The 15,013-nt window shown below is 38.5% G+C and carries 15 protein-coding genes; all 15 read right to left on the bottom strand.

The window, feature by feature from the left end; translation table 11 throughout:
• Window positions 1–51 precede the first annotated feature (51 nt).
• Window positions 52–3,564 carry a transcription-repair coupling factor gene (mfd, locus tag MHH44_RS00980; protein WP_340797556.1) on the bottom strand — a complete coding sequence of 1,171 codons (3,513 nt, stop codon included), beginning with the start codon at window positions 3,562–3,564 and terminating at the stop codon, window positions 52–54.
• Window positions 3,565–3,648: 84 nt separating this feature from the next.
• Entirely contained in the window at window positions 3,649–3,876 is a 228-nt protein-coding gene (locus MHH44_RS00975) for an anti-sigma-F factor Fin family protein (protein WP_008408283.1), read from the bottom strand.
• Window positions 3,877–3,935: 59 nt separating this feature from the next.
• Window positions 3,936–4,499: an aminoacyl-tRNA hydrolase gene (pth, locus tag MHH44_RS00970; RefSeq protein ID WP_340797555.1), complete on the bottom strand. Its 564-nt coding sequence runs from the start codon at window positions 4,497–4,499 to the stop codon at window positions 3,936–3,938.
• Between the two features lie 72 nt (window positions 4,500–4,571).
• A complete protein-coding gene (locus MHH44_RS00965; protein ID WP_008408285.1) occupies window positions 4,572–5,783 on the bottom strand; it encodes an MFS transporter in 1,212 nt (403 codons plus the stop codon).
• A 127-nt stretch (window positions 5,784–5,910) separates the two neighbouring features.
• Complete coding sequence (locus MHH44_RS00960; protein WP_008408286.1) at window positions 5,911–6,564, bottom strand: 50S ribosomal protein L25/general stress protein Ctc; 654 nt, start codon at window positions 6,562–6,564, stop codon at window positions 5,911–5,913.
• A gap of 432 nt (window positions 6,565–6,996) precedes the next feature.
• Window positions 6,997–7,956, bottom strand: coding sequence for a ribose-phosphate diphosphokinase (locus tag MHH44_RS00955; RefSeq protein WP_008408287.1), 960 nt, complete (start codon window positions 7,954–7,956; stop codon window positions 6,997–6,999).
• Between the two features lie 26 nt (window positions 7,957–7,982).
• A complete protein-coding gene (gene glmU / locus MHH44_RS00950; protein ID WP_014822299.1) occupies window positions 7,983–9,353 on the bottom strand; it encodes a bifunctional UDP-N-acetylglucosamine diphosphorylase/glucosamine-1-phosphate N-acetyltransferase GlmU in 1,371 nt (456 codons plus the stop codon).
• A 285-nt stretch (window positions 9,354–9,638) separates the two neighbouring features.
• Entirely contained in the window at window positions 9,639–9,938 is a 300-nt protein-coding gene (gene spoVG / locus MHH44_RS00945) for a septation regulator SpoVG (RefSeq protein ID WP_008408289.1), read from the bottom strand.
• A 323-nt stretch (window positions 9,939–10,261) separates the two neighbouring features.
• Entirely contained in the window at window positions 10,262–10,636 is a 375-nt protein-coding gene (locus MHH44_RS00940) for a RidA family protein (protein WP_008408291.1), read from the bottom strand.
• Window positions 10,633–11,466 (bottom strand): pur operon repressor, encoded by an 834-nt coding sequence (purR, locus tag MHH44_RS00935; protein WP_008408293.1) that lies wholly within the window; start codon window positions 11,464–11,466, stop codon window positions 10,633–10,635. Before purR ends, MHH44_RS00940 begins: the two co-directional genes overlap by 4 nt.
• 71 nt (window positions 11,467–11,537) lie before the next feature.
• Complete coding sequence (ispE, locus tag MHH44_RS00930; RefSeq protein ID WP_340797554.1) at window positions 11,538–12,404, bottom strand: 4-(cytidine 5'-diphospho)-2-C-methyl-D-erythritol kinase; 867 nt, start codon at window positions 12,402–12,404, stop codon at window positions 11,538–11,540.
• A gap of 257 nt (window positions 12,405–12,661) precedes the next feature.
• A complete protein-coding gene (locus tag MHH44_RS00925; RefSeq protein WP_008408295.1) occupies window positions 12,662–12,850 on the bottom strand; it encodes a small, acid-soluble spore protein, alpha/beta type in 189 nt (62 codons plus the stop codon).
• A 108-nt stretch (window positions 12,851–12,958) separates the two neighbouring features.
• Window positions 12,959–13,216 carry a biofilm formation stimulator Veg gene (gene veg, locus MHH44_RS00920; RefSeq protein ID WP_008408296.1) on the bottom strand — a complete coding sequence of 86 codons (258 nt, stop codon included), beginning with the start codon at window positions 13,214–13,216 and terminating at the stop codon, window positions 12,959–12,961.
• 138 nt (window positions 13,217–13,354) lie between these two features.
• On the bottom strand, window positions 13,355–14,242 hold the full coding sequence (rsmA, locus tag MHH44_RS00915) for a 16S rRNA (adenine(1518)-N(6)/adenine(1519)-N(6))-dimethyltransferase RsmA (protein WP_340734493.1): 888 nt from the start codon (window positions 14,240–14,242) through the stop codon (window positions 13,355–13,357).
• Window positions 14,235–14,798: a ribonuclease M5 gene (gene rnmV / locus MHH44_RS00910; RefSeq protein WP_340799473.1), complete on the bottom strand. Its 564-nt coding sequence runs from the start codon at window positions 14,796–14,798 to the stop codon at window positions 14,235–14,237. The genes rsmA and rnmV overlap by 8 nt, the downstream gene beginning before the upstream one ends.
• Between the last annotated feature and the right edge of the window lie 215 nt (window positions 14,799–15,013).

Raw genomic sequence — 15,013 nt, 5'->3', positions numbered from 1 at the left:
AAAGAGAGGAAATATTAAAAGCCCAAAACTTTTAATATTTCCTCTCTTTTTTTATGAGTCTTTTTTTGCAGATGCGATAATTTGCATCATTTTTTCTACTACCTCAAATGGCAGGTGATTTCCGCATTTGTTGTAATCTATTGTTATTACAAGCTGTGTCCCTTCCATTCCAAAGCCGACCGCCCGACCAAACTCCATCGACTGCTCGACAATCTGTGCACCATTTGTATTGGCCGTTCCTTCTTCTGAAAGAATAATAGATACAACTTGCTGCTTTTCTTTTATTGAAAGCACATTCGCTTCCTTCGCCCAAACTTTCATACGGGCCACACGCATCAGACGCTCTGTTTCAACTGGTAAATCTCCAAAGCGGTCTTGCAGTTCATCGATAATTTCCGAATAATCTTCGATGCGTTCCATTGCCTTAATCCGTTTATACATCTGGATTTTTTGGTAGCCATCGGGAATATACGCATCCGGAATATACGCATCAACATGCAGCATAATCTCGACATCCTGCTTCTCTTCTCTCTTCACACCTGTTCGACGTTCTTCCACTGCTTCTTCCAGCATTTGCGAATACAAATCAAAACCGATTGAATCGATAAAGCCATGCTGCTGAGCACCAAGTAAATTCCCGGCACCACGGATCGATAAATCCCGCATCGCAATTTTAAAACCTGAACCTAATTCCGTAAATTCTTTTACGGCCTGCAAACGCTGCTCTGCGACTTCAGTAAGAACTTTATCACGTTCATACATGAAATATGCATAGGCAATTCGATTTGAACGCCCTACGCGTCCCCGCAGCTGATACAGTTGAGAAAGTCCCATACGATCTGCATCATGAACAATTAATGTATTTACATTTGGAATATCTACACCGGTTTCAATAATCGTTGTCGTGACAAGCACATCGTACTCACCTTCAATAAACGATAAAATAACCGATTCCAGCTTCGCCTCCGTCATTTTACCATGTGCAAAAGCGACTCGTGCATCCGGAACAAGCATCTGAATTTCTTCTACTCTTCTTGTAATATCCTCTACACGATTATATAAATAAAATACTTGTCCACCGCGCGCCATTTCACGCTCGATTGCTTCACGTACAAGTGCTCCGTTATGCTCCATTACATACGTTTGGACAGGGAAACGGTTTTGTGGCGGTGTTTCGATGACCGATAAATCACGCACTCCAACCATCGACATATGAAGGGTACGCGGAATTGGTGTTGCCGTTAATGTCAGCACATCGACATTCGTTCGAAGCTGCTTAATTTTCTCTTTATGCGTAACACCGAAACGTTGCTCCTCATCGACGATAAGTAATCCTAAGTCTTGATACACTACATCTTTCGATAAAATACGGTGTGTACCGATCACTATATCTACTGTTCCTTCTTTTAGACCTTTTAACGTCTCTGTTTGCTGCTTTTTGGAGCGGAACCTACTGAGCAGACCTACATTGATTGCATAGTCTTCAAAGCGCTTCGAGATCGTTTCATAGTGCTGCTGCGCCAAAATAGTAGTCGGCACTAAAAAGGCAACCTGTTTGCCGTCTAAAATGGCCTTAAATGCTGCACGAATTGCAACTTCTGTTTTTCCGTATCCTACATCCCCGCAAACGAGGCGATCCATTGGACGTTCTCGTTCCATATCTTTTTTCACTTCGGCGATTGTGCGTAACTGATCTTCTGTTTCTTCGTACGGGAAAGCAGCCTCAAAGCCCCGTTGCTCATCGGAATCCGGAGAAAAGGCATAACCTTTTTCTGCTTCGCGCTTTGCATAAAGTTTGATTAAATCGTCCGCAATATCCTGTACCGCATTCGAAACTTTCTTATGTGTTTTCTTCCATTCCGTACCACCGAGTTTATGAAGTTTCGGTTCCTTTTCGCCTGAAGGCACGTAACGTTGAATCAGTTCAATTTGATCCACAGGTACATATAACTTATCGTCCTCACGGTAACGTACATGCAAATAATCTTGATGTGTACCATTCACAACAAGTGTTTCGATGCCAATATATTTCCCGATCCCATGATGCACGTGTACAACATAGTCGCCTGATTTAATTTCTGTATAAGACTTAATACGCTCAGCATTAGTCATCTGCTGTGGTCGTGATTTTTTCTTGGCCTGTTGTTTAAAGAGTTCATCATCTGTAACAACCGCTATTTTTTGTAATGGTAGCTCAAAGCCAGAAGACAATGCCGTATTGACCAGATAAATACCCGGTGCATCGGCATAGCCGATTGTTGACGCAATATGGTAGTCATCCAGTAAATTTTGCATGGCCTTTATCCGGCTATCTGAATTAGCCGTAAATAACACGACAAATTTTTCATGCGTCCAACGCTCAATTTCATTTTGCAGTAAAGCAATTTGTCCGTGGAATTGCTGCATCGGCTTACAGGAAATGTTAACTGTCTTTTTAAGAGTGACACCTGCAAATGTTCTTGTAAATAATGCGAAATACATTTTCTGCTGTTTCAGCATTGAAAGCACTTCTTTTAATGAATGGGAGGGCTTTACATCATGAAGCATTTTGCCCCCCTCAATCAATGAAATAAACCATTCATTTTCTTCGCGTTCCCAAGCTTCCATCACTTCCTGAATGCGACCTAGCTCATCAAATAGGACAAGGCCGTCCTCCTTGAAGTAATCACCTAAAAAATACGGCTGATCAAATAATAACGAGCCATATTTTGCAATATGATCCGGTAGATGACCAAGACGCAGCAGCTCAATATCGTGCTGAATGTTTTGCATGAGCAATTCCTGTGTTTCCTGTTTACGGACCTTTTTTAAACTCACTGCCAATGATGCTTCAAGGCGTTCCGCAAGTTTTATGCGCTCTTCTTTTGTTAAAAGAAGCTCTGTCGCAGGGAAAATTTTGATGTCCTTTAACTTTTCAATCGAGCGCTGATTATCGGCAGAAAACGTACGAATCGAATCCACTTCCGTATCAAATAATTCAATACGGATCGGATCTTGTGCATATGGCGGATAAATATCCAAAATTCCGCCGCGCATTGCAAACTCACCTGGTGTTGTAACCATTTCACTTCTCGTATAGCCCATTTCAACAAGCTTATCTAGCCAAGTATTGATGTCGACATCTTGACCTAAAGAAGTAGAAAGTTCATATCCAAGCCACTTTTGAGGCGCATTTAGCATACTGCGCATTCCTGCTACCGGAATAATGTAGATTCCGCGTTCCTGATTAACTAAGCGCCCTAAAGTTGCAATACGCTGTGCACGCAGCTCATGGGAAGAAGTCGTCATATTTGCAGCGATAAATTCCTCGGCCGGGTAATAATGGACATGCCCATCACCAACTAACGCAGTCAGATCATCTACTAATTTTTGTGCCTGCAATAGGTTTGAGGACATAATATAAATCGATTTATTTGTCTCTTGATAGATTGTATGGATCAGCGCAGGTCTTGCACTTCCCGTTAACCCTGTAATAAGGTGATCGTTTGCTTGATTTTTTCGAATTTGCTCTATCATATTATCAATCTGTTTATCTTTTATAAATATTTGATGTATCGTATCCACGTCTAGTCCCCCTTCTCTTTTTCGATAAATGAAAACGAAAATGGAAAAAGCCTTGGCGCATTTTATGCGACCAAAGCAACTCCTCTACTGTAACCATCTTTTTAACGCATAGTAATCGGGAAACTGACGCAATGATTCTTCACAATGCTCACAAATGCTGTAAACGGTCGTTTCTCCCCGTTCATTTTTTTTAATGAATTCATCGATTTCACCTATTTCAAACAAGTGAAGCTTTTGAACCGTTTCTTCTGCATCGAAAGGCAAAGTACCAATCTCTACCTCACAATGTCTACAGCGGTAGCGTACAGGCATCTCCCATGGCCTCCTTTAAACACTTATGTATATTAAAGTCTAACCATTTTTTGATTAATTTATGCGCCGTTAAATTTGTTCATCACTTCTAAAAACGGCTTTGTTAAAGCTGTTTCTACAGCATCACAGCTCTTTTCAACAGCTTCTTTTACGATGGGCTGATCCTCTTTTGAAAACTTTGCCAATACATAATCCGCAACTTTCATACCTGCTGGCGGGCGACTTACTCCAACACGGATTCGGTTAAATTCCTGTGTCCCTAAGTGCTGAATTAATGATTTAATCCCGTTATGTCCACCAGCACTTCCTTTGCTGCGTAATCTTAACTTACCCGTTTCCAGATCTAAATCATCATAAATAACAATAATATCTTCAATTTCTATATCAAAATAATCCATTAGAGGTCTAACACATTCTCCTGATAAATTCATATATGTTAGTGGCTTCAATAAAATGACTTTTCCCTCAGGACGATGAACCGTTGCATACATACCATTAAATTTAGTTTGGTTTAATGGCGCATTCCATCGATTGGCTAATTCATCAATTACATCAAAACCTATATTGTGGCGTGTATGTTCATATGGTTTTCCCGGATTTCCTAAACCAATAATTAATTTCACTAGTAATCGCATCCTTTTTCTCTAATCGCCTTTATTTTATCATATATCCTCATGAAAAGTATGTATCGTCCACTAGTATGACGCCAATGATTTCTCGCGCATTTTCCTTACAATATAAAGTACTAAAAAGCCTACTGCAGCAGAAAATCGAACTGCTGTCGATAAATACATCGCTGTTTCCATCGAGTAAGTTTCGAGCAGCCATATTCCTATTTGCGGAGAAGAAAAAGCAATGACTGCAAGCAGCACATTATAAGTCGTAATACAATAAGTGCGCACTTCCTGCGGTGAATTTTCAAGCAATAAATTAAATAATATTAAAACCGTTCCTGAAACAAACAACCCTGAAATAAAGGACATCGCGACTAAATAATAAAGATTCGTCGATAAAACCATCAGTAATGGTGCTGTTGACATCCCAAAGGCAACCCAGACAAATACACTCATATTGCCATATTTTTGCGACCATTTACGCCAAAATGAAAATGATAAAATTTGAGCAATCATATTTGCCACATTGAACATACTAATCCAAAAGATCGTCGCTTCCGCATACCGGACATTATAAATATTAAAAATCCCCCACGCCATTTGCCAGCCAAAGTTAAAAACAAGTGCAACAATTAAAAACAGGACATATTTATTGTTTTTAAAAATTGACCAATCCATTGCACGTTTATTTTCTATATTCCGTTCACGTACCGGTTCATCATGCTTTAATAGAAAATACAGCTCAACAACCCCGACGACAAAAGTAAACATGAATAGTATTTGATAAGCAATTCGATTGGCGGTTATATCTTTCATGACAATACCAATCGTTAATGTAACGAATAAGCCTACCACTGTCAGCAAGCGATTACGGTCACTAAAAAATTGGGCCCGACGTGTTTCCTCAATAATATTACCGATAAAAGATTGCCAGCCCATGTTCGCCATCGTATTCGGCACACTCATTGCAGCGATCAGTGCCAGCAGCAACCAAGAACCAAAACTTCCTGGTACATAACTAATAAAGGCAATTAATAGGAATACAAAGCGTGCTGCCAAGACTGAAAAAGCAACGAGCCTTTTTTGTTCGAATGCTCGATTTAGTAAAATAGCAGCCGGTAATGTCATTAGCAATGTAATTAACGGTGGCAAAGAACTGATTAACCCGACCTGATAATTTGTTGCACCAAGAATCGTCATCGCAAAAATCGGAATGTAGCTGTTTGATGTATTTTGTGCAACAGCAGATGCCATCCCGTGGTAAATACTCATTTTTTCATTATGTGTTCTCATAAAGACCTCTAATTTTTCTTAATATTTACTCATCTCCATATTATTATACTGATTTCCTTTCGGATGTCGAAGTATTTTTTTACACTAAAAAAACCGCCCTAATAAATAGGGCGGCCCGTCCAATTTCTTAATCTTCTCTACCTGGTTTTTCAGGCGATAATTTTTCTCCCGTTGCATCAAGATCATCGGCTGTTACATTTTCTGCATTTGCATCGACATCTTCAACTGGTGCTGCTGGCGGTGTTACCGTTGCTAATGTATAGTCGTCATTATCTACAATCGTAAACGCTGTAAATTGATCACGAACATTACCCACAGATAACGATTCACCAACTGCTAAATCGGATACATCGATTTCAATTGTGTCTGGAATTTTGCTTGGATTCACTTTAATCTTCAATGTATGGTTAGGTTGAGTAATTACTCCACCTTCTTTTACACCAACTGAAGTTCCGATAAATGCAATTGGAACATCCACTTCAAGTTCTTCTTTCATATTGATAGCAAGGAAGTCAACGTGCTTCACATGTCCTTTTAGTGCATCACGTTGGATATCAGTAAGTACTGCATTTACTCTTTTCCCGCCTACTTCAATTTTAAACACGCTAGTTGTACCATATGTTTGAACTGCTTTAGCGGTATCTCTATAATCCAACGATATTGGTGTTGTTTCTGTTTCATAGCCATACAGCACACCTGCCAGTTGGCCTTCGTTCCTAAGTTGGGATAGTATCGAACGTTTCCCAGTTTCTCGCTTTGTTGCTTGTAATACTGTAGTCATATTCCATCGTCCCCCTTAAATAGTTATACAAAGATACATTTACCCTACCTTAGTCCACACTAAACATAAAAATTGTCAGATTTTTTTGCAAATATCCGCATATAGAAATACGAGGAATGAAAATTTAGTTGCGACAGCCGTAGAGATTTCATGAGAGAGGTTATAAAAAAGGGGCTGGGACAGAAGTAGAAATTTCATAAGCTAAGGAGAAAAACCTTATTAAGAAACGGATATTTTATAAAATTGATTGGAATGGAGGGCGACTCCTGCGGGAATAGCGTGACGCCTGAGACTACAGGCTCTGGCCACGCCCGCGGAAAGCGTCCCGAAATGGAAATCAATTTTTACGCTCAGCAAAAAAATGCCATTTTTCTCTAAGAGAAAAATGGCATTTTTGGGTTATGTCCCACCCTCTTGCTTTTTTGCAATGGATTAGTCGAATAATGTACTAACAGATTTATTTTCATAAATACGAGAGATTGCATCTGCCATTAATTTCGCAACTGATAATTGCTGAATTTTTGGAGAAAGTTTTTCTTCAGATAATTGAATAGTGTTTGTTACAACTAATTCCTTAATTGGAGAATTTTCAATACGCTCAATTGCTGGACCTGATAATACAGGGTGTGAACAACATGCGTAAACTTCTTTAGCACCGCTCTTAATCAATGCCTCTGCACCAATCGTAATCGTACCTGCCGTATCGATAATATCATCAATTAAGATACAGATTTTGCCATCTACATTACCAACAATGTTCATTACTTCTGCCACGTTTGGTTTTGGACGACGCTTATCAATAATAGCAATCGGAGCTTTTAAGCGCTCTGCTAATTTACGCGCACGAGTTACACCACCATGGTCTGGAGAAACAATAACTAGTTCCTCTTCATTGAATCCTTTTGTCCCGAAATGTTCAGCAAGTAGTGGTACAGCCACTAAATGGTCGATTAAAATATCAAAGAAACCTTGGATTTGAGGTGCATGTAGATCTAATACGATTACACGAGTTGCACCGGCAGTTTCAAGTAAGTTTGCTACTAATTTAGCAGTGATTGGTTCACGCGCTTTTGCTTTACGGTCTTGACGTGCATAGCCATAGTAAGGCATAACAACGTTTACTGTACGAGCAGATGCACGTTTAACAGCATCAATCATAATTAAAAGTTCCATTAAATGCTCATTAACAGGCGCAGAAGTAGATTGAACGATAAATACATCCATTCCTCGAATACTTTCTTCAATGCTAATTTGGACTTCTCCATCACTGAAGTGTTTAACGGATGATTTCCCTAGTTCTAAACCCATTTCATCAGCAATCTCTTTGGCAAGTGGATTGTTAGAATTTAATGAGAAGATTTTTAATTTTGAGTCAGCGTATTGATACGGCATGATGGCCTCCTGTATTTTAGTTAATTTTATTTTGAATTTAATTTACTCACATAGCCTAATTTGTTTTCCTGACGAGCACGCGCAATCGCCAATGCATCTTCAGGAACTTCTTTAGTAATTGTCGATCCTGCTGCAATAAAGGAACCTTTTTTTAATGTTACCGGTGCAACTAAATTTGAATTACACCCAATGAATACATCGTCTTCAATAGTTGTTTTATATTTGTTTTTACCGTCATAGTTAACAGTGATTGAACCGCAGCCAATATTTACGTTCTTGCCGACTTCTGCATCGCCAATATAGCTTAAATGAGAAACTTTCGTATCATCACCTAATGTACTCTTCTTCACTTCAACGAAATTACCGATTTTTACATGGTTTCCTAATGAAGATTCCGGACGTAAATGTGCAAACGGACCTACTGCTGTTTCATTGCCCACTTGGCTGTTTAGCACGACTGAACTATGAATCGTAGTTGCATTGCCAATTTGACTGTCCACAATATGACTATTCGGACCAATTTTACAATCTTCGCCAATAACCGTTTTACCTTCAATAATCACTCCAGGTAAAATAACCGTATCACTGCCGATTACTGCGTCTGCACTAATATGTGTAGAAATTGGATTAATAATCGTTACACCATTACGCATATGACGTTCGTTAATACGTGCACGCATTAGTTCCTCTGCTTGAGATAGAGCAAAGCGATCATTTACGCCAAGCGTTTCATCAAAGTTTTCTGTTACATAGGCTGCAACTGTTTCACCTTGCTTCTGTAAAATTTCAATAACATCCGGCAAATAGAATTCACCTTGTGCATTTTCATTTTTAACGAGCTTAAGTGCCTCAAACAGTGCTTCATTATCGAAGCAGTATGTTCCTGTATTAATCTCTTTCACAAGCTGTTGTTCAGATGTTGCATCTTTTTGTTCAACAATTTGCGAAACTTGACCATGTTCGTCACGTAAAATACGACCATAGCCTGTCGGATCATCTGTAACCGCTGTCAAAATAGTTGCTTTTGCATTTTGAGAAGCATGCTGATCCAGCAGTGCCTGCATTGTTTCAGGGCGAATTAAAGGGGTATCTCCACATACGACAAGCGTAGTTCCGCTAAGTCCGCTTAAAATCGGCTCTGCCTGTTGAACCGCATGCGCTGTGCCTAATTGCTCTTCTTGTAAAACATATTCACTCTTATTTCCAAGTGTTTCTTTTACCAGCTCTGCACCATGTCCTACAACAGTTACGACACGTTCAACATTTAATGAACTGATATGATCAATTACATGTTCCACCATTGGCTTTCCGCATACTGGGTGGAGCACTTTATATAATTTGGACTTCATTCGTGTACCTTGACCAGCCGCTAACACGACCGCAAAAATATTCGTCATATTACAAGTCCTCCAATTTAGCTCATTTTCTCTTATGACTATAAAGCAATTTCACAATCTTTTCAAGGTATTCAGACTTGACAAATCTTTGAATTTAAAATATCTATAATAGTTTGACACATTTTCTTTTGTGTACTAATTCAGCAAATTTTAACGATAAAAAGTAAATAATCAGTATTTTTCCGACCATATTCTCATTTTTCCTTTTCTGTTATAGAACATTTCTGCCTATAAAAAAAATTCATAAAAAAAAGAGCCTCCTCATATGAGTGACCCTAATTTATATTAAACATTCACTTCTTCTAATTCCAAAGTTTCCTCTGTATTTTCCTCAGCAGATGCATGGAAAGCTTCCAAAACGATTTCCTGAATTTTGTTGCGCGTATTTGAATTAATCGGATGCGCAATATCGCGGAATTCGCCATCTGGTGTTCTTTTGCTAGGCATTGCTACAAATAAACCAGTATTTCCATCAATTACACGAATATCATGGATAACAAATTCATCATCTAGCGTAATTGAGGCAATCGCACGCATACGCCCTTCTGTTTGAACACGTCGTAATCTTACGTCAGTTACTTCCATTATTTATACCCCCTGTAGTTTGATGTGTTATTTTTAGTATTCGGGATGAAAGTATAGATTCCTTCTATCATCCAGTAAATTTCTAAAAATTCATCATTTATCAATAGAATACAATATAATGTAATTTTTTTCTATCTACAATTTTTATAATTATTAAAATAAACTAAATATTCTACTTATTTATGAGGATTTTCTTAATAATTGCTGTAAATAGAGTCAAAATATTTTTTTAATAAAAAAAATCCACGCCTTTTCTAAAGTCCGAAAGCCGTGGATTTAAGCTATAACTAATATAAATCAAAATAATTATTCCTAATAAAATATTATTTCACTAATGCAATGACTTCAATTTCAACTTTTACATCTTTTGGTAAACGAGCAACTTCCACTGCTGAACGAGCTGGCTTGTGCTCACCAAAATGACTTGCATACACTTCATTCATTATAGCGAAATCATTCATATCTTTCATAAATACTGTTGTTTTAACAACTTGGCTTAAAGAAGAACCGGCTGCTGCTAAAACTGCCTTTAAGTTTTCGAAAACTTGGTGAGTCTGTACTTCAATATCGCCTTCTACAAGTTCCCCTGAAGCTGTCAGTGGAATTTGGCCAGAAGAATAAAACATATTATTTACTACAATACCTTGTGCATATGGACCGATTGCTGCTGGTGCATTTGTTGTTGAAACAGTTTTCATTTTAATTTCTCTCCTTTTGAAAAAAAGTTACCTTCACTTAATGCAATTGTGCGATCTTTCTCATTTACTTCTTGTAGTTTTACTAAAGAATAGTAATCATCTACTAATGTTACATCAGCATGCTGTGCTTCTACTAATACAGCAATACCTGCCAACTCACATTCGAATTCTTCCAATAAGTTCTTCATACCATTCATTGTGCCTCCGACTTTCATGAAATCGTCGGTAATTAATACACGCTGGCCACTTTTCATACTACGTTTTGATAAAACCATCGTTTGAATACGACGAGAAGATCCTGATACATAATTAATACTCACCGTTGAACCTTCAGTCACTTTACTGTCACGACGCACAACTACAACCGGGACATTCAAATGTCTTGCAATCGCATGTGCTATTGAAATCCCTTTTGTTGCAACAGTCATAATGACATCAATTTGCCGATCTGCGAACACGCTTGCAAATACTTTACCTACACGATTCATTAATTCCGGATTTCCTAAAAGATCCGTCATAAACAAATAGCCACCAGGTAACAGTCGATCGGATTGACTAAGTTCTCCCATAAATTCCCTAATTATATCACGAACTTCTTGTTCCGCCATTTTAGGGATATATTTAACACCGCCTGCTGCCCCAGGTACAGTAATTAAAAGCCCAATTCCTTTTTCTTCGAATGTTTCCTTTACAATTGTTAAATCTTCACTAATTGAAGATTTTGCAGAACTGTAAAGCTCAGAAAAATAAGTTAGCGGGATCAACTGATGTGGATGCTCAAGTAGATAATAAGTCATATCCACAAGGCGTTCACTGCGCTTCCATTTCATGCGACCCTCTCCTAAACATTAATTATTAAAATACGAATATTTAATAGTCAAATTACCATAATTATACGTATTTATGCAAGTGGATTTCGTTCCCCTAACATACGTACTACATAAACTTCCTCACAAAAACCACGTAATCCATTGTAGATTCTGCTGACACGTGCTTCATTTTCCACCAGCCCAAATACTGTCGGACCACTGCCGCTCATAAGTACTGCGTCAGCACCAAAACGTTGCATTTGCTCTTTAATGGTAATAACTTCCGGATGAAGATTAAATGTTACAGTTTCCAAAACATTTCCAAGAGAATTGCACATTAGCTCATAATTTTCTGTTTCAATCGCCTTTATCATTTCACTCGTGTTTGGATGTTGTAGCCCTTCAATATTCAGCCCACCATATACATCAGCTGTCGATACGCCAATTTTCGGCTTGGCCAAAACAACCCAACAAGTTGGAGGTGCGGATAGTTCTTTAATCTTTTCTCCGCGCCCAGTAGCCAATGCTGTACCGCCATAAACGCAGAAAGATACATCAGAACCAATTTTCGCTCCATGTTCCGCCAACTCGTCCAACGTTAAATTTAGATTCCAAAGCTCATTTAAACCGCGCAATGTAGCCGCTGCATCACTGCTTCCACCCGCTAGACCCGCCGCTATAGGAATTTGCTTCTCAATTGAAATAGTTACGCCTTCTTTAATACCGTATGTATTTTTTAAAAGCTCTGCTGCCTGGTAAGCAAAATTCCGCTGATCATCCGGAACAAAATTATCTGTCGAAACAATTTTAATTTGGCCATCTACTCGTGATTCTAGTCCAATTCGATCGGCCAAGTCGACCGTTGTCATAATCATTTCCACTTCATGATATTGATCTGGACGTTTATAAAGCACATCGAGTGTTAAGTTAATTTTTGCGGGTGCTTTTACGTATAACATTGAAAATTCCTCCTACTGTATAAGGCACGCATAATATGTAATACGCGATTAAAATTCTATTGCCCCTATTTTACCATATGAAAGCGTTGTATTATGCACGAAAACATTCACTTTTCTTTGCAATTTATTGTTAAAATATGCATGCTGCACAATCCAGTAGTTAGACTTTTTAAGTAAGCTGAGTAAATCGCTTTACCTGCAAGCAAAATAACACCACCGTAAGCGAGAACCTACGATGGTGCCATCTTTGTGTCAACTTATTTTTGGTTGTTCTGCGATTGTTTAGCTAAGTTTTCCTGAGCCATTTCAACCGCACGTCTTACCATGTTTCCTGCATCACGGGCTTTAATACCGCCCCAACCCTCACGTTGAACAACGTCGTAAAATCCAAGTTCTTTTGCAATCTCTTCCTTTAGACGACTCGACATGATTTTTTGTCTTGCCATGCAAAAAACCTCCTTTTTGTTGACGCTTTTAGCATGTGCAAAAAAGAAAAAAACACTCACTTTAAATGAGCGCTTTTTTTAAAAATATTAAAATAAGTACTAGAAAAACTATTTGATGGTAGCTACAGCATCATCTAAAAAAGTAATCTCTACTGCTTCAGTAAGTATATCTGTGTAACTGTAAGATACGCGTTTACACGCATTATCTTCCTGCTTTAGTTCAATGACGAACACTGCATGGTAAGTGTCACTTAAGACGCCTTCGCATTCAATTGTTTTCTTGCGACCACCATTTGCTTTTAATTGCAAACGTTTACCCAAATGACTATCCAATGATTTTTTAATGTCTGCTAACGTTTTTGGCATTTTTGCATACACCTCACTATAAAACAGTATACCATGATGTAGTTAAAATGTCAATAAAATATAATATTTTATCACCGCAATACAAAGTCGTCAACTTTTTTCTTAAGATTTCTTAAAATTTTTTAATGGAAATTCACTTTATTGTCGTACACAAAAGTGTGGATATAAGCAGTCCGCTAATTTCCCAAATTCTTGAATTGACAATGTTTCGCCGCGGCGTGAGGGCTCAATTCCGGCTTCTTCTAATGCTTTAAGGATCAGCTCTTTGTTTTGCTTTCCGTTTACAAGTCCGTTTTGTAAATTGTTTAAAATTGTTTTACGTCGTTGCGCAAAAGAAGCACGGGATACTTCAAATAAAAAGTCCTCGTCAATTACTTTCACCGGCGGGTTTTCATGTTTGATCAAACGGATTACTGCTGAATCTACATTTGGCTGTGGCATAAATACCGTTTTCGGTACAACCATCGCGATTTCCGCTGTTACGTAATACTGAATAGCAATTGATAAGGAGCCATATGCCTTCGTACCCGGTTTTGCCGTAATACGATCCGCTACTTCCTTCTGCATCATAACGACAAAACCGCGAATCGGTAAACGATCATTTAAAAGCTTCATTAAGATCGGCGTTGTTACGTAATAAGGTAAGTTAGCTACAACCATAATATCTTCAATACCTGGCATTTCTTCTTCAATTACTTGCGCAACATCCGCTTTTAAAATATCCGAATGGACTATCTTTACATTGTCATAAGGGCTTAACGTATCCTCGAGTACAGGTAAAAGCCTTTGATCAATTTCAAACGATACGACTTTTTTTGCCTCGCGGGCTAAATGCTCTGTCAATGCACCAATCCCAGGTCCAACTTCAATTGCTCCGCTGTTTTCCGTCAAATTGGCGTGGCTGACGATATTACGTAAAATATTCGGGTCGATTAAAAAGTTTTGCCCTAAGCTCTTTTTAAATGAAAATCCGTATTTTTCTAAAATTTCTTTTGTACGTACCGGTGTAGCAATGTCTTTATGCATGCGTATCCTCCTGATCTAATTGCGAAATTGCCTCTGCAAACTGCTCGATTGTAATTTGAAACATCATCAACCGTTTATGAAGCTGTTTACCATTTGTCATGCCAATATTTAAAATTTCACCTAACTGGTCACGACGTTTTTTGGATTGCGGGTGTCCTATCAGTTTGGCTGTCATTAAATCTTCCAGTGTAATTTTTTCTTCAATTTGTGAATCCGCCAATGTATAAACATTGCTTAATGCTTCACGGATATCCTTATCGTTTGCGTGTTCAATCCCTAAACCTTTACCGTTTTTGGCGATTGTTTTCGCCTTTGCTAAAAACGCATGCTTCACACCTGGTATCCGTTCTTCTATAATCGCACGAATACGGCGGCCTGGGTAATCAGGGTCAGTGAATACAATGACGCCTCTTTTTTTCTGGGCATGTGCGATACGGCGCAGTACTTCGTCTGAAATGGCAGAGCCGTTTGTTTCAATAGTATCTGCTCCTGTTGCACGCTTAATCGCTGTTGTATCGTCTTTTCCTTCAACAACAATAATCTCTTGTATATCCAAGAAACGTTCCTCATTTCCAACATAGTCTTTCGCTATTTTACCATAGATTGCACTTTCTTTCCGCTGTGCTAACTTCAATGAAAAAAGCTCCCTCGCCATCAGTCAAAAAGCGAGAAAGCCATTATACATTTTGGATTGTTGATCTTATATAAAACAACTAAATAATCAATTACGCTGAAGTTGAAACGAACAAAGGCACTCTTCACCCACCTACA

This window comes from Solibacillus sp. FSL K6-1126, assembly GCF_038003445.1.
In the GTDB taxonomy this organism is placed as follows: domain Bacteria; phylum Bacillota; class Bacilli; order Bacillales_A; family Planococcaceae; genus Solibacillus; species Solibacillus silvestris.
This window is presented reverse-complemented; position numbering and strand designations above follow the sequence as displayed.

Bases quoted from the DNA above. Each gene is read 5' to 3' on its own strand.
- MHH44_RS00975 (WP_008408283.1), bottom strand. From the start codon at position 3,876: ATGCCTGTACGCTACCGCTGTAGACATTGTGAGGTAGAGATTGGTACT.
- MHH44_RS00965 (WP_008408285.1), bottom strand. From the start codon at position 5,783: ATGAGAACACATAATGAAAAAATGAGTATTTACCACGGGATGGCATCT.
- MHH44_RS00960 (WP_008408286.1), bottom strand. From the start codon at position 6,564: ATGACTACAGTATTACAAGCAACAAAGCGAGAAACTGGGAAACGTTCG.
- MHH44_RS00955 (WP_008408287.1), bottom strand. From the start codon at position 7,956: ATGCCGTATCAATACGCTGACTCAAAATTAAAAATCTTCTCATTAAAT.
- glmU (WP_014822299.1), bottom strand. From the start codon at position 9,353: ATGACGAATATTTTTGCGGTCGTGTTAGCGGCTGGTCAAGGTACACGA.
- spoVG (WP_008408289.1), bottom strand. From the start codon at position 9,938: ATGGAAGTAACTGACGTAAGATTACGACGTGTTCAAACAGAAGGGCGT.
- MHH44_RS00940 (WP_008408291.1), bottom strand. From the start codon at position 10,636: ATGAAAACTGTTTCAACAACAAATGCACCAGCAGCAATCGGTCCATAT.
- purR (WP_008408293.1), bottom strand. From the start codon at position 11,466: ATGAAATGGAAGCGCAGTGAACGCCTTGTGGATATGACTTATTATCTA.
- ispE (WP_340797554.1), bottom strand. From the start codon at position 12,404: ATGTTATACGTAAAAGCACCCGCAAAAATTAACTTAACACTCGATGTG.
- MHH44_RS00925 (WP_008408295.1), bottom strand. From the start codon at position 12,850: ATGGCAAGACAAAAAATCATGTCGAGTCGTCTAAAGGAAGAGATTGCA.
- veg (WP_008408296.1), bottom strand. From the start codon at position 13,216: ATGCCAAAAACGTTAGCAGACATTAAAAAATCATTGGATAGTCATTTG.
- rsmA (WP_340734493.1), bottom strand. From the start codon at position 14,242: ATGCATAAAGACATTGCTACACCGGTACGTACAAAAGAAATTTTAGAA.